Genomic DNA, 22318 nt, shown 5'->3' on the forward strand with positions numbered 1-22318 from the left:
CATGAGCGACACCCTGAACTCCGGCGCACACCGCACCGTGCTCCTGCGCGGTGGAGAAGTCCACAGCCCCGCCGATCCCTTCGCCACCGCCATGGTGGTGGAGCGCGGCCACATCGCCTGGGTGGGCGAGGAGGGCGCCGCCGACGCCTTCGCCGCCGGCGTGGACGAGGTGATCGACCTGGAGGGCGCGCTCGTCACCCCGGCCTTCGTGGACGCCCACGTCCACACCACGGCCACCGGCTTCGCCCTCACCGGCCTGGACCTCTCCTCCGCCGCCTCGCTCGCCGAGGCGGCGGAGCTGGTCCGCGCCCACGCCGCCGCCCGCCCCGAGGACCGCATCCTCATCGGGCACGGCTGGGACGCCTCCCGCTGGCCCGAGCGGCGCGCCCCGCGCCGGGACGAGCTCGACGCGCTGACCGGCGGCCGTCCCCTCTACCTCACCCGGATCGACGTCCACTCGGCCGTCGTCACCACCGCCCTGCTCGACCTGGTCCCCGGCGTCCGCGGCCTCGACGGCTTCCACGACGGCGAGCCGCTGACCGGCGACGCCCACCACGCGGTCCGCGCCGCCGCCTTCGGGGCCGTCTCCGCCCGCCAGCGCACCGAGGCCCAGCGCGCGGCCCGGGCGCACGCCGCGTCCCTCGGCATCGGCACCCTCCACGAGTGCGGCGGGCCGCGGATTTCCTCCGAGGACGACTTCACCGGTCTGATGGACCTCGCCCGCAGCGAGCCCGGCCCCCGCGTGGTCGGCTACTGGGCCGACCTCGACATCGAGCGGGCCCGCGCGCTCGGCGCCCTCGGCGCGGCCGGCGACCTCTTCGCCGACGGCTCCCTCGGCTCGCACACCGCCTGCCTCCACGAGCCGTACGCGGACGCGGCCGGCCGCACCGGCGCCGCCCACCTGGACGCCGCCACGGTCGCCGCCCACGTCGTCGCCTGCACCGAGGCGGGCCTCCAGGCCGGTTTCCACGCCATCGGCGACGCCGCCGTCAGTGCCGTCGTGGACGGCTTCCGGGCCGCCGCCGACAAGCTCGGCCTGGCCCGGATCCGGGCCGCCCGGCACCGGGTGGAGCACGCCGAGATGCTCACCCCCGAGACGGTCGCCGCCTTCGCCGAGCTCGGCCTCACCGCCTCCGTCCAGCCCGCCTTCGACGCCCTCTGGGGCGGCGACGAGGGCATGTACGCCGAGCGCCTGGGCGCCGAGCGGGCCCGCACCCTCAACCCGTACGCGGCCCTGCTCCGGGCCGGCGTGCCGCTCGCCTTCGGCTCGGACAGCCCGGTCACCCCGCTCGACCCGTGGGGGACCGTCCGGGCCGCCGCCTTCCACCGCACCCCCGAGCACCGGGTCTCGGTCCGGGCCGCCTTCACCGCCCACACGCGCGGTGGCTGGCGCGCGGTCGGCCGGGACGACGCCGGCGTCCTCGTCCCCGGCGCCCCCGCCGACTACGCGGTCTGGCGGACCGGCGAGCTGGTCGTCCAGGCCCCCGACGACCGGGTGGCCCGCTGGTCCACCGACCCCCGCTCAGGGACGCCCGGTCTGCCTGATCTGTCCCCCGGGGTCGAGCTCCCCGTCTGCCTGCGGACCGTGGTGCACGGGCAGACGGTGTTCGTACGGCCGAACGAGTGATGTGCGGTTGACGGCCGCCCGGGTGTACGCACCACGGGTTCGCCCCCGACCTGCGGATCTTCCCCTCCGGCCTGCGGTTTCTCGGTAACTCCGCAGGTCAAACGGGTGTTGACAGCCGACCGTCCCGGCCCGGTAGGTTCTCCCGCGTCCACCACAGGACGTCCGACCGGACCACGCCTCCCCGCCGATGCCGACCGCCGCCCGCGCCTCGGCCGCGAGGGAAGGTTTCACCGGCGGAAGGTGCGACCCGGGTGGGGCCCGGACGTTCAGTAGACAACGGCCTTCGGCCGATCCGCAGCCAGCGGGTCCCGGGTCGGACCGAAGGACGCCGGGCCCCGCACCGCACCCCGCCCGGTCCGGCGTCGCACGTCTCACACCCCGCAGGACCAGACCACGCCGGAGACCTCGCTAAGGTGGGGGCCTGTGTCTGTATCCGAAGGGGCAGTAGTGAACGACGGTGGCGTGAGGCGTTACGGCCCGCTCGGCAAGGCTTTGGTGATCATTCCGACCTACAACGAGGCGGACAACATCAGGCCGATCGTCGCGCGCGTACGGGAAGCCGTGCCCGAGGCGCACATCCTCGTCGCCGACGACAACAGCCCCGACGGCACCGGCAAGTTCGCCGACGAGCTCGCGGCCGACGACGACCACGTCCACGTCCTGCACCGCAAGGGCAAGGAAGGGCTCGGCGCCGCCTACCTGGCCGGCTTCCGCTGGGGCATCGACCACGGCTTCGACGTGCTGGTCGAGATGGACGCCGACGGCTCCCACCAGCCCGAGGAACTGCCCCGGCTGCTCACCGCCCTGAAGGGCGCCGACCTCGTCCTCGGCTCCCGCTGGGTGCCGGGCGGCCGGATCGTGAACTGGCCGAAGTCCCGCGAGTTCATCTCCCGCGGCGGCAGCCTCTACTCCCGCGTCATGCTCGACGTCCCGATCCGCGACGTCACCGGCGGCTACCGCGCCTTCCGCAAGGAGACCCTGGAGGGCCTGGGCCTGGAGAACGTGGCCTCGGCCGGCTACTGCTTCCAGGTCGACCTCGCCCGCCGGGCCGTCGCCGCCGGCTTCCACGTCGTCGAGGTCCCCATCACCTTCGTCGAGCGCGAGATCGGCGACTCCAAGATGAGCCGCGACATCCTCGTCGAGGCGCTGTGGCGGGTCACCGGCTGGGGCCTCACCGCCCGCGCCGAGAAGGTCGCCAAGCTGGTCGGCCGCAAGCGCGGCTGACGCCCGCCCCGCACCACCCGGCCCGGACCGCGCCCGCGGTCCGGGCTGATCCTTTCCTTACGACGTTCCTGCGGCGCGCCAGGCACACTGGACCGCATGACGACCGGCGCACCGCCCCCTCACGCACCCAAGCGCTCCCGCGCGCGCACCTTCCTGCCCCTCGGCCTCGCCGCCTGGCTGGTCCTGGAGATCTGGCTGCTCACCGTCGTGGCGGACGTGGCCGGCGGACTGACCGTGCTGCTGCTCCTCGTCGGCGGCGCCGTTCTCGGCGCCACCGTCGTCAAGCGGGCCGGCCGGCGGGCCTTCGCCCATCTGAACTCCACCTTCCAGCAGGCCCAGGCCGCCGCGCAGAGCGGCACGGTCCCGGCCGAGGCCGACCGGAAGGGCGCCGAGGACCGCAACGGCTTCCTGATGCTGGGCGGCCTGCTGCTCATGATCCCCGGCCTGCTCTCCGACGCCGCCGGTCTGCTGCTGCTCGTGCCCCCGGTCCGCGCCGCCCTCGGGCGCGCCGCGGAGCGGGCCGTCGAGCGCCGGATGGCCGCCGCACCTCCCGGAAGCTTCCAGGACGCCTTCCAGCAGGCTCGCATGCACCGGCCGGACGGAAAGGTGGTCCAGGGTGAGGTGGTCCGCGACGACGCGCCCCAGGGCCCGTACCGCCCCGGTGACGGGCAGCGCCCGCCGCTGACCCCCTGACCGGGGGTGTACGGCACGGGAACGCCGAGGGGCCCGGTACACGGATCGTGTACCGGGCCCCTCGGCGTAGCTCTGCCGTGGCGTCCGTCAGGCGGACTTGCGGCTGTCGCGCGGATGCACCGCGATGTTCATGGCGCCGGAGCGCAGGACGGCCAGCCTTTCGGCGAGGACCTCCTCCAGCTCCTCGCGGGTGCGCCGCTCCATGAGCATGTCCCAGTGCGTACGCGCCGGCTTGCCCTTCTTCTCCTCGGGTCCGTCGCCGTCCACCAGAAGCGCCTGGCTTCCGCAGACCTTGCATTCCCACTCCGGCGGAATCTCCGCCTCCACCGAGAAGGGCATCTCAAAACGATGGCCCTTCTCGCATGCGTACTCCACGGCCTGGCGCGGGGCCAGATCGATGCCGCGGTCGGTCTCGTAGCTGGTCACCACGAGGCGCGTGCCGCGAAGAGCTCGCTCACTCATGAATCGTGCCTCCCGGGCTTGTCGCCCACAGGACAGGTGTCGCTGTCGTCGTCATCCGGTCAACGTCCGGTCGGCGATAAAGATTCCCGTTCCGGGTCATGCGTCGCCCGTCGTGCCGCCCCTTGTTGTACCCACCAGTGCCCGTTTTGTCACATCCGGCGGCAGATGTGACACGGCGTCTTCACCAAAGCAGCACGCAGTAACGGTCCGCCTGGCAGGCCAAACGCGTACACTACCGGCCTTTCACTTCCGCGTCTAAATTCGCTCGGGTACGACATTGCCCGCCTCGTGCGCGGCGTCCCGTACGGGGACCCTGGCGAGCAGCGCGAAACCGGCCACGAAGAAGATCACGAGAGAGATGATGGCAGCTCGGTAGCTGTCCGTCAGCTGGTACACGAGGCCGAACATCAGCGGCCCCAGCCAGCTCAGCCCGCGGTCGCTCAGCTCGTACGCCGAGAAGTACTCCGCCTCCTTCCCCTCCGGCACCAGATGCGAGAACAACGAGCGGGACAGCGCCTGGGTGCCGCCCATCACCAGCCCGATCGCCGCCGCCAGGCAGTAGAAGAAGACCGGCGCCCCGGCCGGCAGCAGATACCCGGCCGCGAGGATCACCGTCCACACCACCAGCGCGCCCAGGATGGTCCGCTTGGCGCCGTACGACCGGGCGAACCGGGCCATCAGCAGCGCGCCCGCCACCGCGAGCACCTGCACCAGCAGCACCGCCGTGATCAGCGTGGTCTTCTCCAGGCCCAGCTCCTCCTCGCCGAAGATCGCCGCCTGCGAGATCACCGTCTGCACCCCGTCGTTGTAGACCAGGTAGGCGAGCAGGAACGCCAGCGTCAGCGGGTGCCGGCGCATGTCCCGGATCGTCGACCGCAGCTGCCGCCAGCCCGCGCCCACCGCCCCCTCGCCCGCCGGCCGGCCGGCGGCGGGCGGCAGCCGCCGGTCCCGCAGCCGCTTCAGCGGGATGAGCGCGAAGGCGCCCCACCACAGCCCCGCCGACGCCAGACAGATCCGGACCGCCTCGCCCTCCTCCAGCCCGAAGGACGCGTGGGCGGAGTACAGCACCAGGTTGAGCACCAGGACCAGCGCGCCCGACGTGTAGCCGAACGCCCAGCCGCGCGAGGACACCTCGTCGCGCTCCTCCGGGCCGGCGATCTGCGGCAGGTAGGCGTTGTAGAGCATCATCGCGACGGCGAAGGACGCGTTCGCCACGATCAGCAGGAAGGTGCCCAGCAGGTACCGGGTCCCCTCCAGGAAGAACATGCCGGTCGTCGCGCCCGCCCCGAGGTACGCCGCCGCCGCGAGCAGCGGCTTCTTGCGGCCCCAGCGGTCCGCCGCCGCGCTCACCAGCGGCATCGCGACGATCGCCACCACCAGCGACGCCGAGACGGCGTACGGGAAGAGCGAACCCGGCGCCACGGGTATGCCCAGCGGGTGCACCCGGCCGTCCGCGCCGGCGGCGTTCTCCGCCACCGTCTTCAGGTACGGCCCCAGGAACACGGTGACGACGCTGGTCGAGTAGACCGAGCAGGCGAAGTCGTAGAAGTACCAGCCGCGCTGCTCCCGCTTCCGCCCGGCGGGATCGGTGATGGGCCCCTCAGGACCGGTCGTCTCGGCGGTCACGGCCGCACGCCCCCTCGCTCGTCCCCGTCGCCGGGCCGCCCCGCGGCCTCAGGCCCATGCCCCACGGGCCACCAGAACCTCGCGCAGCGTCTCCAGATGATCGGTCATGATGCCATCCACCCCCAGGTCCAGGAGAGAGTCCATGCGCTCCGGATCGTTCACGGTCCACACGTGCACCTGGAGCCCGCGCGCGTGGGCCGCCCGGACGAACCGGCGGTCCACCACCCGGATCCCGCCCTGCGTCTCCGGCACCTGCGCGGCGACCGCGCCGGCCCGCAGCGGGGCGGGCAGTCCGAAGGACCGCATCCGCAGCGCCGCCACTCCGGTCACCCCGTACGAGGTCGCCAGCCGGGGTCCGGCCAGCCGCTGCGCCCGGGCCACCCGGGCCTCGGTGAACGAGCCGACCAGGACCCGGTCCCAGGCGTCGGCGCGGGCGATCAGGTCCACCAGCGGGGCGAGCGCCGACTCGGCCTTGAGGTCCACGTTCCAGCGGGCCTCGGGGAACTCGTGCAGCAGGTCCTCGAAGAGCGGCAGCGGCTCCTTGCCGGCGACCCGGGCCTCCCGCACCGCCGCCCACGGCAGGTCGCGGATCAGACCGGTGGCGTCCGTCACCCGGTCCAGGGTCGCGTCGTGGAAGGCGACGAGAATCCCGTCCGCGGTGGTGTGCACGTCGGTCTCGAAGTAGCGGTAGCCCGCCGCGGCGGCCCGGCGGAAGGCGGCCGCGGTGTTCTCCAGGCCGTCCGCCGTGCCGCCCCGGTGGGCGAAGGGCAGCGGGTGCGGGTGGTCGAGGTAGGGGTGGCGTAGGCGAGTCACCGCCGCAGTATGGCGCCTTCCGGTGACTCCGCGGCGACCCCGGTGCCGACGGGGTCCGACTCCGGGACGGCGAAGAGGCGCAGGAAGAACTGGGCCAGCGGCCCGATCGACAGCGCGTACAGCACCGTGCCCACCCCGACCGAGCCGCCGAGCAGGAAGCCGGTCGCGACGACCGCGATCTCGATCAGGGTCCGGGTCAGCCGGATCGACCGGCCGGTCAGCCGGTGCAGCCCGGTCATCAGGCCGTCGCGCGGGCCCGGGCCGAAGCGGGCCGCGATGTACAGCCCGGTCGCCACGCCGTTCAGCACGATGCCCAGCGCCAGCAGCAGGATCCGGACCGGCAGGCCGTCGCCGTCCGGGAGCAGCGCCAGCGTGGCGTCCATCGCGAGACCGATCACGAACACGTTCGACACCGTGCCCAGGCCCGGCCGCTGCCGGATCGGTATCCACAGCAGCAGCACGACCGCGCCGACGACGATCGACACCACGCCGATGGTCAGCCCCGTCCGCTCGGCCAGGCCCTGGTGGAGCACGCCCCACGGCTCCAGGCCGAGCCCCGCCCGGACCAGCAGCGCCGAGCTGATCCCGTACAGGGCCAGGCCCGCGTAGAGCTGGACGAGCCGGCGGGTCAGGTGCCGGCCGCGCGCGCCGGAGGCGATGGACATGTGCGTGCCCCCCAGGGGTGGTGGTGACGGGTGGGAATCGCGGCCCGGTGTGGTGACGGTGGACCGACTCGTGCCACTCTGTGGCGGGAGAACGGATGCCAACCATGGCCAATTCGATGAAGGTGGACTGATTTCCATGGCTCAGTGGACTTCGGCCGTCGGGGCCGCGCAGCTCGCGCGGCAGCTCCAGGCCCAGTCGCCCCGCCCCGCCGGCCCCGGCGGGCGGAAGCCGCCCGCCTACCGCGCCCTCGCCGACGGCATCCGCCTGCTCGTCCTGGAGGGCCGGGTGCCGGTCGCCGCCCGGCTGCCCGCCGAGCGCGAACTGGCCCTCGCCCTCACCGTCAGCCGCACCACCGTCGCCGCCGCCTACGAGGCACTGCGCACCGAGGGCTTCCTGGAGTCCCGGCGCGGCGCCGGCAGCTGGACCGCGGTCCCGGCCGGCAACCCGCTGCCGGCGCGCGGCCTCGAACCGCTGCCCCCGGAGACCCTCGGCTCCCTCATCGACCTCGGCTGCGCCGCCCTGCCCGCCCCCGAGCCGTGGCTGACCCGCGGCGTCCAGGGCGCCCTGGAGGAGCTGCCGCCGTACGCGCACACCCACGGCGACTACCCGGCGGGCCTGCCCGCGCTGCGCGCCATGCTCGCCGAGCGCTACACCGCCCGCGGCATCCCGACCATGCCCGAGCAGATCATGGTCACCACCGGCGCCATGGGCGCCATCGACGCGATCTGCCACCTCTTCGCCGGGCGCGGCGAGCGGATCGCCGTCGAGTCGCCCTCGTACGCCAACATCCTCCAGCTCATGCGCGAGGCCGGCGCCCGGCTGGTGCCCGTCGCCATGTCCGAGGGGCTGGGCAGCTGGGACCTCGGCCGCTGGCGTCAGGTGCTGCGCGACGCCGCGCCCCGGCTCGCCTACGTGGTCGCCGACTTCCACAACCCGACCGGCGCCCTCGCCGACGAGGACCAGCGGCGGCGGCTCGTGGAGGCGGCCCGCGCGGCCGGCACCGTCCTCGTGGTCGACGAGACGATGACCGAGCTCCACCTCGACGACGACGTGGAGATGCCGCGGCCGGTCTGCGCCTTCGACCCCGCCGGCTCCACGGTCCTGACCGTCGGCTCGGCCAGCAAGGCGTTCTGGGCCGGGATGCGGATCGGCTGGGTCCGCGCCGCGCCCGACGTCATCCGCTCCCTGGTCGCCGCCCGCGCCTACGCCGACCTGGGCACGCCCGTCCTGGAACAGCTCGGCGTCAACTGGCTGATGCGCACCGGCGGCTGGGAGGAGGCCGTGGCGCTGCGCCGGGCGCAGGCGCGGGAGAACCGGGACGCGCTCGTCGCCGCGGTCCGCCGGGAGCTGCCGGAGTGGGAGTTCGAGGTGCCGCGGGGCGGGCTGACGCTCTGGGTGCGCACCGGCGGGCTCTCCGGGTCGCGGCTGGCCGAGGCGGGCGAGCGGGTCGGGGTCCGGGTGCCGTCCGGTCCGCGGTTCGGCGTCGACGGCGCCTTCGAGGGGTACGTCCGGCTGCCGTTCACCGTCGGCGGGCCGGTCGCCGACGAGGCCGCGGTCCGGCTGGCGGCGGCGGCCCGGCTGGTGGAGTCGGGGGCCGGCGGGGGAGTGGAGCCGCCCCGCACGTTCGTGGCCTGAGGCCGGGCCCGGGGACGCCGGAGGCCGGTACGGACCTCCGGGGTCCGTACCGGCCTCCGCCGTGCGCGCGGGTGCGCCGTCAGCCCTCCGCCGGGACCGGGGCGTGCCGGGGGAAGGGGCTGGGCGTCGGCTCGGCCGCGGCCTCCGGGACCTTCTCCAGGGCCACCGTGACGGCCGCCCGCCGCTCCGGCAGCAGGTCGAGGACGGCCTGCCGGTCGGCGTCGCCGACGGCGTCGTCGTACGGGTCGGGGGTGGCCGGCACCTGGAGCCGGAGGACCGGCCCGGTGCCGAGGCGGGCGTAGCCGCGGCCCGGCGGGACCTGCGGGGTCGGGGTGGTGTGCGGCTCGGCGCCGAGGACGGCGGCGATCTGCTCGGGGGCGGCGGGGCCGAGGACCACGCGGGCGCGGGTGTGCGCGCGTACCCCCTCGTGCAGCCCGTCGGCGGTGTCGAACTGCTCGGCCACCACCACGGTCACCTGGGCCGCGCGGCCGTGCCGGAGCGGCACCTGGAGCAGTTCCTGGGGGTCGGGGCGGCCCTCGGCGGCGGCCAGGTGACCCAGGACGGCGGGGCGGTCGAGGAGGATCCACAGCGGACGGCGGGTGTCGGCGGGGGCGGGGTGGCCGGCCTGCCGGGCGCGGTTGGCGGAGATCAGCCGGCGCTCGGTCTCGTGGGCGGCCCACTCCAGGCTGTCGAGGGCGCCGGTCAGCTCGCTCTCCACGCCGAGGACGCCGTCGCGGCCGACCAGGCAGGCGTACTCGCCGGCTCCGGCGCCGTCCACGACGAGGACGTCGCCGTGGGCGAGGGCCTGGAGCGCGAGGGAGCGCAGCAGGGTGGTGGTGCCGCTGCCGGGCTGGCCGACGGCGAGCAGGTGGGGCTCGGTCGAGCGGGGTCCGGTGCGCCAGACGACGGCCGGCGCGTCCTCGGAGCCGTCCGACGAGACGACCGGCACGGTCCGCTGCACGGCGTCGGCGTCGGTGAAGCCGAGCACGGTCTCGCCCGGGGCGGTGACGAACCGCTGGGCGGCGATGGTGGTGGGGAGGGCGTCCAGCACCCGCATGACGAGCCGGTTGCCCTCCTCGTCCCAGTCGAAGCGGTACTCGCGGCCGCGCCCCGACTTGGCCCGCAGCAGCTGCTCGACGCGGGCGCGGGAGGCGGCCTCGCCGTCGGGGAAGTACGGCGGGTAGGAGATCGCGAGCCGGGCGGGGCGGCCGTCCTCGTCGAAGGCGTGGTCGCCGAAGGCCCGGCTCCAGTCGCCGCCGTGGGCGAAGAGCGGGTCGGGGTCCTCCGGGACGGAGAAGTACGGCACCAGGGCCTCGTACAGGCCCTTCAGCCGGGCGATCTCCGTCTCGTCGGGTCCGGTCCTGACGACCGGTTTCTCACGCCCCTTCCACGCGGCGGCACCCATGAGCGCGACGAGCGCGAGCAGCGGCCCGTACGGCATCAGGGCGACGACCAGGACGCAGGCCGCGACCAGGAACAGCGTGGGACCGCGCCGCTCCTTGGGGGTCGCGGCCCACTTGGCGCGCGCGGACGCGGCCAGCTTCCGCAGACCACGGGAGACCGTGATCAGGGGATGGAGCACGTCGGTGGCGCTGTCGGCGGCCGACCGCGCGATCTCTCGGCTGCGCGCGAGCTGCACGCTGCCGCTGCTCAGAATGCGGGGGAGTGGTCGCCGGGCCACGTCGTACTCCTGGAGTCGTGGAAGGGGATGAGAGGCGTCAGAACTTGATTCCGCCCAGCAGGCCGGCCAGGCTCTGGCCGCCCGCGGTGATGCTCGGTGCGATGGCGGTGCCCGCCAGGTAGAAGCCGAAGAGCGCGCAGACGAGGGCGTGCGACGCCTTGAGGCCGTCCTTCTTGAAGAACAGGAAGCAGATGATGCCGAGCAGGACCACGCCTGAGATGGACAGGATCATTGGTTCTTCTCCTGGTTGAGGGGACAGTCACGAAGAGTCCTTCCAGGTTCACGGCAAGTATCTATGTGACTAAAGGTGCATTCGGGTGAATGCCAGGCGTTTTCACTTGACCGGCGGACGGGGGATGCCGTCCCGGGTGGCGAAACCGCCGAAGTGGGGTATGGGGCACCGGGAGGCGCCGGTCACGGGCGGTGGACGCCGTGATCCTTGCCTCGGCCGGACGCGGCCATGTCACCGCCCGGGCAGTACCCTGTCGATTCACTCGTACGGCCGCGCTTGCCGTGCGCAGGTCAAGGGCAGGCGGTACCGGGCGGCCCGCGCGCGGGACCCACACGGAGCACGGAAGGCGGTTGTGAAGAGATGAGCGAGACCCCGGACCCCGAGGTCGTCGAGCTGGCGTCGAAGGTCTTCGACCTGGCGCGCACCGGCGACGCCGCGGCCCTCGCCGCCTACGTCGACGCGGGCGTCCCCGCGAACCTCACCAACGACCGGGGCGACTCCCTCGTCATGCTCGCCGCCTACCACGGCCACGCCGCCGCCGTCGCCGCCCTCCTGGAGCGCGGCGCCGACCCCGACCGCGCCAACGACCGCGGCCAGACCCCGCTCGCCGGCGCCGTCTTCAAGGGCGAGGACGCCGTGATCCGCGCCCTGCTCGCCGGCGGCGCGAATCCGGAGTCCGGCACTCCGTCCGCCGTGGACACCGCCCGCATGTTCGGCAAGGCCGAGCTCCTGGAGCTCTTCGCCGGACGGTGAACGACGGCTTAACCCCAGGTGGGAGCGGTGTCGTAAATGTGGTCGCGGCGGTGGAAACGGTCGGTCATCATGACGACAAGCCCGGCCGTACGGCCGGGCCACGGACGAGAGGCAGAGGAAGATGAGCAGCGCAGACAAGCGGCGTACGACGACGGACGGCCCGACATGTTGTCCCGCGGCCTACTAGGGCGGCCACCCCGCGGACGGGCAGAGCGCCCGGCCCGGCCCACCCCGGTCCACCCCGTCGTGTCGACAGCTTGATGTGAGGCGTCTTCCATGTTCGAACCAGCCATAGCGCCGAGCGGCACCCTGCTCGGCCTCCTGCAGAGGGGCCGCGGCGACGGCACCCTGCACGCCCTCGCCGCCCCACGCGCGGAGGCCCTCGCGGCCCTCGACCGCTGCGTGCTCGCCGACCCCCGCCACGACTGGCGGGTCGAGAACCGCTCCCTGTACTACGCCCGGCTCTACCTCGACCTCCACGGAGGTCTGGAGGCCATCGAGGCGCACCTCTTCGCGCCCGAGGACCACCTGGACACCGACGAGCACCGCACCGGGCTCGCCCTCGCCGTCCTCGGCCACCTCGCCTCCTACGGCCGCCACGACGCCCTGCTCCTGCTGCGGCGCTACGCGGCCACCGGCGCCAACTGGACCTGGGCCCTCGACGAGCTCGCGCTCCGCGACGACGACGCCGGACTGCGCGCCCTCGCCGAGCCCGTCCTCGCCCGCTTCCCCCGCGACGAGGCCGGCGACGCCGCGCTCGCCGGCACCGTCCGCGACGCCTTCGAGCCCCGCCCCTGGCGGCTGTGGGCCGAGGACCAGCGCGACGCCGTCGGCGCCCGCGTCCGCGCCGCCCAGGAGGCCGGCTCCTTCGACCGCTGGCAGCGGCAGCTGCGCCCCGCCGGGCCCCGGCCCGGCTGGAGCGTCCGCGCCGTCCTCGACTGGGCCCAGGAGGGGTACGAGCGCGGCGCCGACCTCGCCGGCCCCGCCGCCCGCTGCCTGGCCGCCGTCGCCGGGCCCGAGGACCGCCCCGAGCTGCTGGCCGCCGGCCGCGCCGGCGCCCCCGGCGCACGGGCCGCCGTCCTGCACCACCTGGCCGCCCTCCGGGACCCCGCCGTCCTCGGCCTCGTCGAGGCCGCCGCCGACGCCGTCCACCCGCTCGACGCGGCCGCCGCCGCCGAGGCCGCCGGACAGGGCGCCCCGTACGGCGACGTCCCCGGGGCCGTCGACCGCGACGCCCTGTACGTCGCCCGCGCCGCCGTCACCGCCTACCTCCGCATGTGCGGCGAGGACGCGGTCGCCCGCGCCCGCGCCTGGGTCCGGCGCACCGACCCGCTCGGCACCGCCGCCGGTGAACTCCTCGCCGCGCGGGGCGACGAGCGGGACGCCCCGCTCGTCCTCGGCGCGCTGCGCAGTGCCATCCGCGCCGCCGGGCCCGACGCGCCCGCCCTCGGCGCCCTCGTCGACGGCGCGGGCCGCCTCGGCATCGCCTGCGCGGCCCCCGTGCTGCGCCACGTCTACCGGGAGACGGCCTCCTCCCAGCTGCGCGGACGCACCGCCCGCGCCCTCGCGGCCACCGACCCCCGCTTCGCCAGCGGCTTCGCCGTCGAGTGCCTCTGGGACTGCGAGGAGACCACGCGCGAGATCGCCGCGCAGCACGCCGAGACGGCCGACGCGCGCGTGGCCGAGCGATTGCGCCGCCTCGCCGCGGACCCGGCGGAGGAGGCCGAGGTCCAGACGGCGGCCGGCAACCGCATCGGGCCCGACCTCCAGGTCTGACCCGGCCCCTCACCGCCCCCGCCCGGGGCGGCGCGGCCTGCGGCGGCACCCCGCCGACGTGGCCCCGCCCCGGGACCGGACGGACGTGTTCCGCTGTTCCTGCGTTCCGCGGTTCCTGTGCTCCCCGGCTTCCGTGCTCCCTGGCACGCTCGCCGGGGAGCACGCGCGCGTGGGGCGGCCCGTCGCCGCGCGGGCCGGGTGGTCCGGGTGGTCTCGGCCGGCCGGGCGGGAAAAGCTCACGGGACGTTCCCCCGGCGTCCAGATTCACGTCGGCGGGGCCACGTCGGGCGGGACGAGAACACCCGTATGCGTGTCGTCATCGTCACCGAATCCTTTCCCCCCGACATCAACGGTGTGGCGCATTGCGCCCTGCAGACCGCGCGCCACCTCGTCCGCCGGGGCCACCAGCCCCTCGTGATCGCCCCGGCCGTCCCCGACCCCGCCGCCGACGCCGACGCGCCGTGCCCCGTCGTCCGCGTCCCCTCGCTGCCGCTGCCCGGCTACGCCCAGGTCCGGGTCGCCCTCCCCAGCCGCCGCGTCGCCGCCGCCATCTCCGCCCACCGCGCCGACCTGGTCCACCTCGCCGGGCCCTTCGTCCTCGGCGTCCGCGCCATGGCCGCCGCCACCCGCCTCCGGGTGCCCACCGTCGCCGTCTACCAGACGGACCTCGCCGGTTACGCCCGCACCTACGTCGGCGCCGGCGAGGCCACCGCCTGGCGCCGGCTCCGCGCCGTCCACGGCGCCGCCGACCGCACCCTCGCTCCGTCCCGGGCCGCCCGCCGCGACCTGGAGGACCACGGCATCGCGCGCGTACGCCTCTGGGGCCGGGGCGTCAACACCACCCGCTTCCACCCCGGCCACCGGGACCCGGAGCTGCGCCGCGCCCTCGCCCCGGACGGCGCGCTCCTCGTCGGGTACGTGGGCCGGCTCGCCCCGGAGAAGCGCGTGGACCTGCTCGCCGCCGCGGACGGCCTGCCGGGCGTGCGGCTCGTGGTGGTCGGGGACGGCCCCAGCGAGGCCGCCCTCCGCGCACGCCTTCCGGGCGCCGCCTTCCTCGGCCGCCGTACCGGCCACGACCTCGCGCGGGTCTTCGCCTCGCTCGACGTCTTCGCCCACACCGGCCCGTACGAGACCTTCTGCCAGACCGTCCAGGAGGCCATGGCCAGCGGCCTCCCGGTGATCGCCCCGGCCGCCGGCGGCCCCCTCGACCTCGTCGACCACCGCCGCACCGGCCTCCTGGTCCCCGCCGAGGACCCCCTCGCCCTCCGCGAGGCCGTCACCTCCCTCGCCGGCGCCCCCGGCCTGCGCGCCGCCTACGGCAGGGCCGGCCGCGCCGCCGTCGAGGGCCGCACCTGGGAAGCCCTCGGCGACGAGCTGATCGGCCACTACCTGGAGGTCCTGCGCGAGCGGACGGCGGTGGCGGCGTGACCGGGACGGCGCCCGGCCGGCGCGGCGGCGGCGCCACGCGCGCGTACCGCGCCTCGTACGGCCGCGAGGGGCTGCGGATCGTCCGGCTGGCGAACTTCGTCACCCCCACCTCCGGCGGCCTGCGGACGGCTCTCGACCGGCTCGGGCGCGGCTACCGCGCGGCCGGCCACGACCCCGTTCTGATCGTCCCCGGTGCGATCGCCGCCGACGAACCGGCCGAACAGGGCCGGATCGTCACCCTGCCCGGGCCCGAGCTGCCCGGCACCGGCGGCTACCGCGTCCTCACCGACCGGCGCCGGGTCGCCGACCTCCTGGACCGGCTCGCCCCCGACCGGATCGAGGTCTCGGACCGCACCACCCTGCGCTGGACCGGCGAATGGGCCCGCCGCGCCCGCGTCCCCTCGGTGATGGTCTCCCACGAGACCGCCGACGGCGTCCTGCGCACCTGGGGCGTCCCCGCCGGCCTCGCCGCCCGCGCGGCCGACCGGCTCAACCGCCGCACCGCGTGGGCCTACGGCCGGATCGTCTGCACCACGGCGTGGGCGGAGGAGGAGTTCGTCCGCGTCGGCGCGCGCAATGTCGTACGGGCTCCGCTCGGTGTCGACCTGGAACGCTGCCGGCCCGGCCGCCGGGATCCCGCCGTACGGGCCCGGTACGCGGAGGGCGCCGCGGTCCTGCTGGTGCTGTGCTCCCGCCTCTCCGTGGAGAAGCGGCCCGGCACGGCCCTGGACGCGCTCGCCGGGCTGCTGGACGCCGGCGTGCCGGCCCGGCTGGTCGTCGCGGGCGACGGGCCGCTGCGGCCCGGCCTGGAGCGGCGGGCCCGGGAGCGGGGGCTCCCGGTCCGGTTCCTCGGGCACGTCGCCGACCGGGAGGAGCTGGCCGACCTCCAGGCGGCCGCCGACCTGTGCCTGGCCCCCGGACCCGCCGAGACCTTCGGGCTCTCCGCCCTGGAGGCCCTGGCCTGCGGCACCCCGGCCGTCGTCAGCGCCTCCTCGGCCCTCCCGGAGGTCGTCGGCACGGCCGGCGCCGCGGCCGCCGACGCCCCGGCGGCGTTCGCGGACGCCGCCCTCGGGCTGCTCGCCCTGCCCGAGGCCGCCCGCAGGGCCGCCGCACGCGCGCGTGCCGAGCGCTTCTCCTGGGAGCGCTCGGTGACCGCCTTCCTCCACGCCCACGAGGCGGCCACGGCGACGGCCACCGCCGCGGAGGCGCCCCGGCCGCAGGAGGTCGGCGGATGAGCGGGGCCACGACGAGCCGCGTCCCGGCCCAGGGCGGCCCCGGGGCGGGGCGGTCGGCGGCGGCGCCGGAGGCACCCGGGACGGCGGCGGTCCCGGCTGCCCTGAAGGCCCCCGCACCCCCCGCCGCCCGCCCTGCGGCCGGGCCGCTGCGGTTCGTGGCGCTCGGGGACTCGTTCAGCGAGGGCGTCGGGGACCGGGCCGGCGGGGCGTGGCGCGGCTGGGCGGCGCTGCTCGCGGACGGGCTCGCCGGGCCCGGGCAGCGCCTGGAGTTCGTGAACCTCGCCGTCAGCGGCGCGCTCAGCGCGGACGTCGCCGCGCACCAGGCCCCCCGCGCGGTCGCCCTCCGGCCGCATCTCGCGTCCGTCGTCGTCGGCGTCAACGACACCCTGCGGCACGGCTTCGACATAGGGCTGTTCGCCCGCCGCCTGGACCGGGTGCTGACCGCGCTCGACGCGGCCGGAGCCGTACTCCTGACGGCCTGTCTGCCCGACCCCGGGCGGATGCTCGGCCTGCCGGGGCCGCTGGCCCGGCCGCTCGCCCGGCGTCGGCGGTCCGTGAACGCGGTCGTGCACGCGCTGTCCGCCCGGCACGACGCCGTCCACCTCCACCTGGCCGACCCGGCCTGGACCGCCGACCGGCGGCTGTGGAGCGCCGACCGGCTCCACCCTGGCGAACGCGGCCACCGGGCCGTCGCCGGCGCCTTCCACCGGCTGCTCGCGGAGCGCGGCCTGGCCCTCGGGCCCGCGCCGTCCCCGGACGCCTCCGAGCCGCCGCCCACCCGCGCCGAGACCGCCCGGTGGCTCGCGACCGCCGGCACCGGCTGGGTGCTGCGCCGCAGCCGGGACCTGCTGCCCCAGCTGCTGCTCCTCGCCGCGGAGGAGCTGCTGCACCGGACGGACCCGGTCGGCGCCGGGCCGCTCGACGCGCGCGCGGAGACCGCCCTCGCGGAGGCCCTCGCGGCGACAACGGGGGCATGACAGGGCGCCGGGAGTCCTGGATCGACCGGGGCGGGCACCGCGCGGTCACCCGGCCGTGACGAAGCGGACCGGCGTGCCCGGCGTGGCCTGCGCCGCCGCCCCCAGGTCCGTCTCCCGCACCACCGCCACCACCGGGTAGCCGCCGGTCGTCGGGTGGTCGGCGAGGAAGACCACCGGGCACCCGTCCGGGGGCACCTGCACGGCCCCCAGGACCATGCCCTCGCTGGGCAGCTCCCCGGCCCTGGCGCGCTCCAGGGCGGGACCGTCGAGCCGCAGCCCGATCCGGTTGCTCGCCGGGGAGACCCGGTACGCGCGCGTGGTGAGCAGGCGGAGCGCGCGCCGGGTGAACCAGTCGTCGCGCGGCCCGAACCGGACCCGCAGGACGAGCTCGTCCGGCGGACCCGGCCAGGGCGGGGCGTCGACCGCCCCCGGTGCGCGCGTGGCCGCCCCGAGCGGCAGCACCGCGCCCGCCGTCAGCGGCTCCGGGCCCAGCCCGGACAGCAGGTCGGTGGAGCGGCTGCCGAGCACCGGGTCGACGGCGATCCCGCCGCCGATCGCCACGTACGAGCGGAGCCCGCGCACGGCCGCGCCGACCTCCAGGAGCGCGCCGGCCGGGACCCGCGCGGCGGTGCCCCAGGGCAGCGGACGGCCGTCGGCCCGGACCGCGCAAGGAGCGCCGCCCACCGTCACGGTCACCGCGTTCCGGGGGCGCAGGGCGCAGCCGTCGACCGTGGTCTCCAGGACGGCGGCGTCCTCGTCGTTGCCGACCAGCCGGTTCGCGAGCCGGGCGGCGGCGGGGTCCAGGGCGCCGGAGCGGGGCACGCCCAGGTGCGCGTACCCGGTCCTGCCGAGGTCCTGCACGGTGGTGAGGGCACCGGGCCGCACGACGGTGACGGCACGGGCGTTCACCGGCCGCCCTCCGTCCCGGGGACGGAGCCCGGCACGGGCGTGAACCGCACGCGCGTGCCCGGCGAGAACAGCGCCGCCGGCTCCCGCCCGGGATCCCACAGGACCACGTCCGTCGTCCCGATCAGGTGCCAGCCGCCCGGCGAGGAGCGCGGATAGACGCCCGTGTACGGCCCCGCCAGCGCCACCGCGCCCGCCGGGACCGCCGTCCGGGGGGTCGCCCGGCGCGGGACCTCGTAGCGGGCGTCGAGCCCCGTCAGATAGCCGAACCCGGGGGCGAAGCCGCAGAACGCGACCCGGAACTCGGCCGAGGAGTGGATGCGTACCGCCTCACCGGGCGTCACCCCCCACAGAGCCGCCACCTCCGCCAGGTCCGGCCCGTCGTACCGGACCGGGACCTCCACGGCCTCGCCCACGCGCGCGGGCGACGGCCGGAGCTCCCACCCCGGCAGCTCGGCCGCGAGCCGCGCCGGCTCGGCCAGCCCGTCGAGCAGCACCGTCCGCGCCGCCGGCACGATCTCCCGTACGCCGGGCAGCGCGCCCTCCGCGCGGCGGCGCAGCAGCTCCGCGTGGAACGCCTCGGCCTGCGCGCCGTCGGCCAGTTCGACCAGGAGGGCGCGCTCGCCGGCCCGCAGCACCCTCACGCGAAGGCCTCCACCGTGACGCCGGCGGCCTCGAGACCGGCCCGGACGCGCCGGGCCAGCTCCACCGCGCCCGGGGTGTCGCCGTGCAGGCAGAGCGAACGCGCCCGGACGGCCACCGGCGTGCCGCAGTGCGCGGTCACCGTGCCCGTCCGGACCATGGCCACGGACCGCTCGACCACCGTGTCCGGGTCGTGCACGACGGCTCCCTCCTGCCCCCGTGGCAGCAGGGAGCCGTCGGCCCGGTAGGCGCGGTCGCCGAATGCCTCGGCGACCACCGGGAGTCCGGCCCGCCCGGCCGCCTCGTGCAGCCGCGAGCCCGGCAGCCCGAGCACCGGCAGCACGCCGCCCGCGAGCAGCACCCCGTCGACGACCGCCGCGGCCTGCTCCGCGTCCCGCACCACCCGGTTGTAGAGCGCCCCGTGCGGCTTCACGTACGCCACCCGGGAGCCGGCCGCGCGGGCGAACACCTCCAGCGCGCCGATCTGGTACGCCACCTCGGCGGCCAGCTCCGCCGCGGGCACGTCCATGGCGCGCCGCCCGAAGCCGGCCAGGTCCCGGTAGGAGACCTGGGCCCCGATCCGTACCCCGAGCTCGGCGGCGCGCTCGCACACCCGCCGCATGGTGACCGCGTCGCCGGCGTGGAAGCCGCAGGCCACGTTGGCGCTGGTGACGACGGACAGCAGCCCCTCGTCGTCGGTCAGCGTCCAGCGGCCGAAGCCCTCGCCGAGATCGGCGTTCAGGTCGATCGAGACCCCGCTCATGGTGGTGCCGTTCCTTTCCCAGGTGCTGTCGTGCGGTGGTGCTGTCGTGCGGTGGTACGCGCGTCTCAGACGGCGATCCGATACTCCTCGTCGCGGACGTCGGTGACGAACATCCGCCCCGGCGCGTGGGTGATCGCGAACGGCGGCCGGGAGGCCATGACGGCCGCCTGCGGGGTGACCCCGCAGGCCCAGAAGACCGGCACGTCCCCCGGCTCCGCGACCACCGGGTCCCCGAAGTCCGGCCGGTCCAGGTCACGGATCCCGAGCGCCGCCGGGTCGCCGGCGTGCACCGGCGCCCCGTGGACGGCCGGCAGTTGCCCGCTGATCCGCCGCGCCACCGGGACGAGCCGCGCGGGCACCGGGCGCATCGACACCACCATCGGCCCGTGCAGCCGCCCCGCGGGACGGCACGCCCGGTCCGTGACGTACATCGACACGTTCCGGCCCTGCTCGACGTGGCGCAGCGGCACGCCCGCCGCGGCGAGCGCCCCCTCGAAGGTGAAGCTGCACCCGATCAGGAACGCGACCAGGTCGTCCCGCCAGTAGGGCGTGGCGTCCGCCGGCTCCGCCACCAGGCGCCCGTCCTCCCAGACGCGGTAGGCGGGGATGTCGGTGCGCAGGTCGGCGCCGGGCGCGAGCGCGGTCGTCCAGGAACCGGCGTCGGTGACGTCGAGGACCGGGCACGGCCGCGGATTGCGGGTGCAGAACAGGAGCACGTCGTACGCCCAGTCGGCGGGGACCGCGATCAGATTGGCCTGGGCGTGCCCCGGCGCCCAGCCGGCCGTCGGGCCCGCCGTCCCGGCTCGCGCACGCGCGCGTGCCTCCCGGGGGCCGGGGACGGAGTCCGCCCGGAGGCCGGTGCCGTTCGTCGGGGTGCCGTTCGTCGGGGTCATCCGAGTTCCTTTCCGCGTGTCTCCGGCAGACCGAGCAGCGCCACCACGGCCAGTCCGTACCCCACCGCGCCGAAGACCAGCGCGCCGCCGACGCCCCAGCTCTCGGAGAGGAAGCCGACCAGGGTGGGGAAGACCGCGCCGACGGCGCGCCCGGTGTTGTACGTGAGTCCCTGGCCGGTGCCGCGGACCGGCGTCGGGTACAGCTCGGCGAGGAAGGAGCCGAAGCCGCTGAAGATGGCCGACATGCAGAAGCCCAGCGGGAAACCGAGCACCAGGAGGAGGGTGTTCGCGCCCGCCGGGATCTGGGTGTACGCGATCACCGACACCGCCGACAGGACGGCGAAGAGCGCGATGTTCCGCTTCCGGCCGATCCGGTCCGTCAGGTGCCCGCCCATCAGATAGCCGGTGAAGGCACCGGAGATGAGCAGCGCCAGATAGCCGCCGGTGCCGACCACGGTGAGCCCGCGCTCGGTCTTCAGGAAGGTCGGCACCCAGGTCGCCAGCGTGTAGTAGCCGCCCTGCACGCCCGTGGAGAGCAGGGTCGCGAAGAGCGTGACGCGCAGCAGCCCGGGCCGGAACACGGCCCGCAGCGAACCCCGTTCGGCGCTCGCCACGCGCGCGGCGGCAGCCTCCGGGGCGTCCTCCACGTTCCGCCGGACCCACAGCACGAGCAGGGCCGGCAGCGCGCCGGTCCAGAACAGGATCCGCCAGGCCAGGTCCGCGTCGAAGAACTGGAACACCAGCGTGTACACCAGCACCGCCAGGGCCCAGCCTGCCGCCCACGCGGACTGCACGGCGCCGAGCGTCCGGCCGCGGTGCCGGGCGGAGGCGTACTCGGCCACCAGGATCGCCCCGACGGCCCACTCGCCGCCGAAACCGAGGCCCTGGAGCGCCCGGAAGACCAGCAGCGTCTCGTAGTCGGTCGCGAAGCCGCACAGCACGGTGAAGAGCGCGTACGTGATCACGGTGATCATCAGCGCCTTGACACGTCCCACGCGGTCGGCCAGTACGCCGGCCAGCGCGCCGCCCACGGCCGAGACCACCAGGGTCACCGTGGTGAGCAGCCCGGTCTGGCCCTTGTCCAGGCTGAAGTAGGCGGCGATCGCCACCATCGACAGCGGCAGGGTGAAGAAGTCGTAGGAGTCCAGGGCGTATCCGCCGAACGCGCCGCCGAAGGCGCGCCGTCCGCGCGGTCCGAGGGCGCGCAGCCAGCCGAACGGGCCGGCCGCGTCGGTCCGGTCGTCCGGGGAGTGCTGCCGGGTCTGTGCCGTGCTCATCTGCACCTCGCAGTGGGGGAGGCGTGCCGGAGAGACGTACGAGAGGCCGTGCGGGGACGTGCGGTGGCGCCAAGGTAGGGGATTGTTCAACGATTCCACAAGGGGGCTGTTGTCCCGGATCCGTTTCTGCGGTTGACTCGGCGGCCGGACGACGAAGGGGGCGCACGCCCCGAACGGAAGGGGGACCGTGGACGCGAGCGGCACCGGGACGACCGGGGGACTGGCGGACGACCGCGCGCTGCTCGGGCGCACCAGCACGGCGGAGCGGGTCGCGGACATCCTGCGCACCCGGATCGCCGAGGGCTTCTTCCCGCCCGGCACCCGGCTCTCCGAGGAGAGCATCGGCGGCGCCCTCGGGGTGTCCCGCAACACCCTGCGCGAGGCGTTCCGGCTGCTCACGCACGAACGGCTGCTCGTCCACGAGCTCAACCGCGGGGTCTTCGTCCGGGTCCTCGCCGTCGACGACGTCGAGGACATCTACCGCACCCGCCGGCTCGTCGAGTGCGCCGTCGTGCGCGGCCTCGGCCACCCGCCCTTCCCGGTGGCCGGCCTCGCCGCCGCCGTCGCCGAGGGAGAGGCCGCCGCCCGGGACGGCGACTGGCGCCGGGTCTCCACCGCCAACATCCACTTCCACCGCGAACTCGTCGCCCTCGCCGGCAGCGCCCGCACCGACGAGCTCATGCGCGGCGTCCTCGCCGAACTCCGGCTCGCCTTCCACGTGGTGGACGACCCGAAGGCCCTCCACGAGCCCTACCTCGCCCGCAACAAGGAGATCCTGGACGCCCTCCGGGCGGGGGAGCGGGCCGCCGCCGAACGCCTCCTGACCCGCTACCTCGACGACTCGATCGAACGCGTCGCCGCCGCCTACGCCCGGGCCGTGGACGAACCGGCGGCCGAGTAGCGGCAGGCGGCGGTCCGCCGGCGGAGGCCCGGCGGGGGGGCGCGAGGGTACCGCCCCCGGCCGGGGCGGGGCGGTGGTTTCTGCGCCGTTTCGACCCATGTCAGTGCG

At 75.9% G+C, this 22318-nt stretch carries 21 protein-coding genes; 10 read left to right on the plus strand and 11 right to left on the minus strand.

Features of this window, described 5'->3' with window-relative positions; all coding sequences use genetic code 11:
* Position 1 precedes the first annotated feature (1 nt).
* The 3 genes from ACFVQZ_RS19385 (at position 2) to fxsA (ending at position 3544) form a co-directional block, all read left to right on the plus strand.
* Positions 2-1627, plus strand: coding sequence for an amidohydrolase (locus tag ACFVQZ_RS19385; protein ID WP_383624166.1), 1626 nt, complete (start codon positions 2-4; stop codon positions 1625-1627).
* A 447-nt stretch (positions 1628-2074) separates the two neighbouring features.
* A complete protein-coding gene (locus tag ACFVQZ_RS19390) occupies positions 2075-2851 on the plus strand; it encodes a polyprenol monophosphomannose synthase (protein ID WP_030493660.1) in 777 nt (258 codons plus the stop codon).
* 96 nt (positions 2852-2947) lie between these two features.
* Complete coding sequence (gene fxsA, locus ACFVQZ_RS19395) at positions 2948-3544, plus strand: FxsA family membrane protein (RefSeq protein WP_383624171.1); 597 nt, start codon at positions 2948-2950, stop codon at positions 3542-3544.
* An 87-nt stretch (positions 3545-3631) separates the two neighbouring features.
* Here fxsA and ACFVQZ_RS19400 read toward each other — a convergent pair whose 3' ends face one another.
* From ACFVQZ_RS19400 to ACFVQZ_RS19415, 4 genes are all read right to left on the minus strand, one after another.
* The gene (locus ACFVQZ_RS19400) at positions 3632-4006 is read right to left on the minus strand and encodes an RNA polymerase-binding protein RbpA (RefSeq protein ID WP_026278069.1); all 375 of its coding nucleotides are present in this window, start codon (positions 4004-4006) and stop codon (positions 3632-3634) included.
* A gap of 255 nt (positions 4007-4261) precedes the next feature.
* Positions 4262-5632 (minus strand): MFS transporter, encoded by a 1371-nt coding sequence (locus ACFVQZ_RS19405; protein WP_383624174.1) that lies wholly within the window; start codon positions 5630-5632, stop codon positions 4262-4264.
* A gap of 48 nt (positions 5633-5680) precedes the next feature.
* Positions 5681-6445: a glycerophosphodiester phosphodiesterase gene (locus tag ACFVQZ_RS19410; protein ID WP_383624177.1), complete on the minus strand. Its 765-nt coding sequence runs from the start codon at positions 6443-6445 to the stop codon at positions 5681-5683.
* Positions 6442-7110, minus strand: coding sequence for a YitT family protein (locus ACFVQZ_RS19415; protein WP_383624180.1), 669 nt, complete (start codon positions 7108-7110; stop codon positions 6442-6444). Before ACFVQZ_RS19415 ends, ACFVQZ_RS19410 begins: the two co-directional genes overlap by 4 nt.
* A gap of 136 nt (positions 7111-7246) precedes the next feature.
* On the opposite strand from ACFVQZ_RS19415, the gene ACFVQZ_RS19420 reads away from it, so the two are divergent.
* Positions 7247-8746, plus strand: coding sequence for a PLP-dependent aminotransferase family protein (locus ACFVQZ_RS19420; protein WP_383624182.1), 1500 nt, complete (start codon positions 7247-7249; stop codon positions 8744-8746).
* Between the two features lie 79 nt (positions 8747-8825).
* On the opposite strand, the gene ACFVQZ_RS19425 is transcribed toward ACFVQZ_RS19420, so the two are convergent.
* Both ACFVQZ_RS19425 and ACFVQZ_RS19430 read right to left on the minus strand, forming a co-directional pair.
* Positions 8826-10427 (minus strand): membrane protein, encoded by a 1602-nt coding sequence (locus tag ACFVQZ_RS19425; RefSeq protein ID WP_030493666.1) that lies wholly within the window; start codon positions 10425-10427, stop codon positions 8826-8828.
* Between the two features lie 37 nt (positions 10428-10464).
* The gene (locus ACFVQZ_RS19430; RefSeq protein ID WP_030493667.1) at positions 10465-10659 is read right to left on the minus strand and encodes a hypothetical protein; all 195 of its coding nucleotides are present in this window, start codon (positions 10657-10659) and stop codon (positions 10465-10467) included.
* 360 nt (positions 10660-11019) lie between these two features.
* On the opposite strand from ACFVQZ_RS19430, the gene ACFVQZ_RS19435 reads away from it, so the two are divergent.
* From ACFVQZ_RS19435 to ACFVQZ_RS19455, 5 genes are all read left to right on the plus strand, one after another.
* The gene (locus tag ACFVQZ_RS19435; RefSeq protein ID WP_030493668.1) at positions 11020-11412 is read left to right on the plus strand and encodes an ankyrin repeat domain-containing protein; all 393 of its coding nucleotides are present in this window, start codon (positions 11020-11022) and stop codon (positions 11410-11412) included.
* 276 nt (positions 11413-11688) lie between these two features.
* The gene (locus ACFVQZ_RS19440) at positions 11689-13188 is read left to right on the plus strand and encodes a HEAT repeat domain-containing protein (RefSeq protein WP_383624187.1); all 1500 of its coding nucleotides are present in this window, start codon (positions 11689-11691) and stop codon (positions 13186-13188) included.
* Positions 13189-13494: 306 nt separating this feature from the next.
* Positions 13495-14616 carry a glycosyltransferase family 4 protein gene (locus ACFVQZ_RS19445; protein WP_383624190.1) on the plus strand — a complete coding sequence of 374 codons (1122 nt, stop codon included), beginning with the start codon at positions 13495-13497 and terminating at the stop codon, positions 14614-14616.
* Entirely contained in the window at positions 14613-15851 is a 1239-nt protein-coding gene (locus ACFVQZ_RS19450) for a glycosyltransferase (RefSeq protein WP_383624193.1), read from the plus strand. Before ACFVQZ_RS19445 ends, ACFVQZ_RS19450 begins: the two co-directional genes overlap by 4 nt.
* Positions 15848-16828 (plus strand): SGNH/GDSL hydrolase family protein, encoded by a 981-nt coding sequence (locus ACFVQZ_RS19455; RefSeq protein ID WP_383624198.1) that lies wholly within the window; start codon positions 15848-15850, stop codon positions 16826-16828. The genes ACFVQZ_RS19450 and ACFVQZ_RS19455 overlap by 4 nt, the downstream gene beginning before the upstream one ends.
* Positions 16829-16873: 45 nt before the next feature.
* On the opposite strand, the gene ACFVQZ_RS19460 is transcribed toward ACFVQZ_RS19455, so the two are convergent.
* The 5 genes from ACFVQZ_RS19460 to ACFVQZ_RS19480 form a co-directional block, all read right to left on the minus strand.
* The gene (locus ACFVQZ_RS19460) at positions 16874-17737 is read right to left on the minus strand and encodes a biotin-dependent carboxyltransferase family protein (RefSeq protein WP_383624201.1); all 864 of its coding nucleotides are present in this window, start codon (positions 17735-17737) and stop codon (positions 16874-16876) included.
* Positions 17734-18378: an allophanate hydrolase subunit 1 gene (locus ACFVQZ_RS19465; RefSeq protein WP_030493674.1), complete on the minus strand. Its 645-nt coding sequence runs from the start codon at positions 18376-18378 to the stop codon at positions 17734-17736. Before ACFVQZ_RS19465 ends, ACFVQZ_RS19460 begins: the two co-directional genes overlap by 4 nt.
* Positions 18375-19139 carry a 5-oxoprolinase subunit PxpA gene (locus tag ACFVQZ_RS19470; RefSeq protein WP_030493675.1) on the minus strand — a complete coding sequence of 255 codons (765 nt, stop codon included), beginning with the start codon at positions 19137-19139 and terminating at the stop codon, positions 18375-18377. Before ACFVQZ_RS19470 ends, ACFVQZ_RS19465 begins: the two co-directional genes overlap by 4 nt.
* A gap of 65 nt (positions 19140-19204) precedes the next feature.
* Positions 19205-20032, minus strand: coding sequence for a putative hydro-lyase (locus tag ACFVQZ_RS19475; protein ID WP_030493676.1), 828 nt, complete (start codon positions 20030-20032; stop codon positions 19205-19207).
* The gene (locus ACFVQZ_RS19480) at positions 20029-21309 is read right to left on the minus strand and encodes an MFS transporter (RefSeq protein ID WP_383624206.1); all 1281 of its coding nucleotides are present in this window, start codon (positions 21307-21309) and stop codon (positions 20029-20031) included. Before ACFVQZ_RS19480 ends, ACFVQZ_RS19475 begins: the two co-directional genes overlap by 4 nt.
* 187 nt (positions 21310-21496) lie before the next feature.
* On the opposite strand from ACFVQZ_RS19480, the gene ACFVQZ_RS19485 reads away from it, so the two are divergent.
* The gene (locus ACFVQZ_RS19485; protein ID WP_030493678.1) at positions 21497-22210 is read left to right on the plus strand and encodes a GntR family transcriptional regulator; all 714 of its coding nucleotides are present in this window, start codon (positions 21497-21499) and stop codon (positions 22208-22210) included.
* The last annotated feature ends 108 nt before the right edge of the window (positions 22211-22318 follow it).

Source organism: Streptomyces sp. NPDC057854 (genome assembly GCF_042797055.1).
GTDB lineage: Bacteria > Actinomycetota > Actinomycetes > Streptomycetales > Streptomycetaceae > Streptomyces.

Bases quoted from the DNA above. Each gene is read 5' to 3' on its own strand.
- ACFVQZ_RS19435 (WP_030493668.1), top strand. From the start codon at position 11,020: ATGAGCGAGACCCCGGACCCCGAGGTCGTCGAGCTGGCGTCGAAGGTC.
- ACFVQZ_RS19400 (WP_026278069.1), bottom strand. From the start codon at position 4,006: ATGAGTGAGCGAGCTCTTCGCGGCACGCGCCTCGTGGTGACCAGCTAC.
- ACFVQZ_RS19420 (WP_383624182.1), top strand. From the start codon at position 7,247: ATGGCTCAGTGGACTTCGGCCGTCGGGGCCGCGCAGCTCGCGCGGCAG.
- ACFVQZ_RS19455 (WP_383624198.1), top strand. From the start codon at position 15,848: ATGAGCGGGGCCACGACGAGCCGCGTCCCGGCCCAGGGCGGCCCCGGG.
- ACFVQZ_RS19415 (WP_383624180.1), bottom strand. From the start codon at position 7,110: ATGTCCATCGCCTCCGGCGCGCGCGGCCGGCACCTGACCCGCCGGCTC.
- ACFVQZ_RS19385 (WP_383624166.1), top strand. From the start codon at position 2: ATGAGCGACACCCTGAACTCCGGCGCACACCGCACCGTGCTCCTGCGC.
- ACFVQZ_RS19445 (WP_383624190.1), top strand. From the start codon at position 13,495: ATGCGTGTCGTCATCGTCACCGAATCCTTTCCCCCCGACATCAACGGT.
- fxsA (WP_383624171.1), top strand. From the start codon at position 2,948: ATGACGACCGGCGCACCGCCCCCTCACGCACCCAAGCGCTCCCGCGCG.
- ACFVQZ_RS19470 (WP_030493675.1), bottom strand. From the start codon at position 19,139: ATGAGCGGGGTCTCGATCGACCTGAACGCCGATCTCGGCGAGGGCTTC.
- ACFVQZ_RS19430 (WP_030493667.1), bottom strand. From the start codon at position 10,659: ATGATCCTGTCCATCTCAGGCGTGGTCCTGCTCGGCATCATCTGCTTC.
- ACFVQZ_RS19440 (WP_383624187.1), top strand. From the start codon at position 11,689: ATGTTCGAACCAGCCATAGCGCCGAGCGGCACCCTGCTCGGCCTCCTG.
- ACFVQZ_RS19480 (WP_383624206.1), bottom strand. From the start codon at position 21,309: ATGAGCACGGCACAGACCCGGCAGCACTCCCCGGACGACCGGACCGAC.
- ACFVQZ_RS19475 (WP_030493676.1), bottom strand. From the start codon at position 20,032: ATGACCCCGACGAACGGCACCCCGACGAACGGCACCGGCCTCCGGGCG.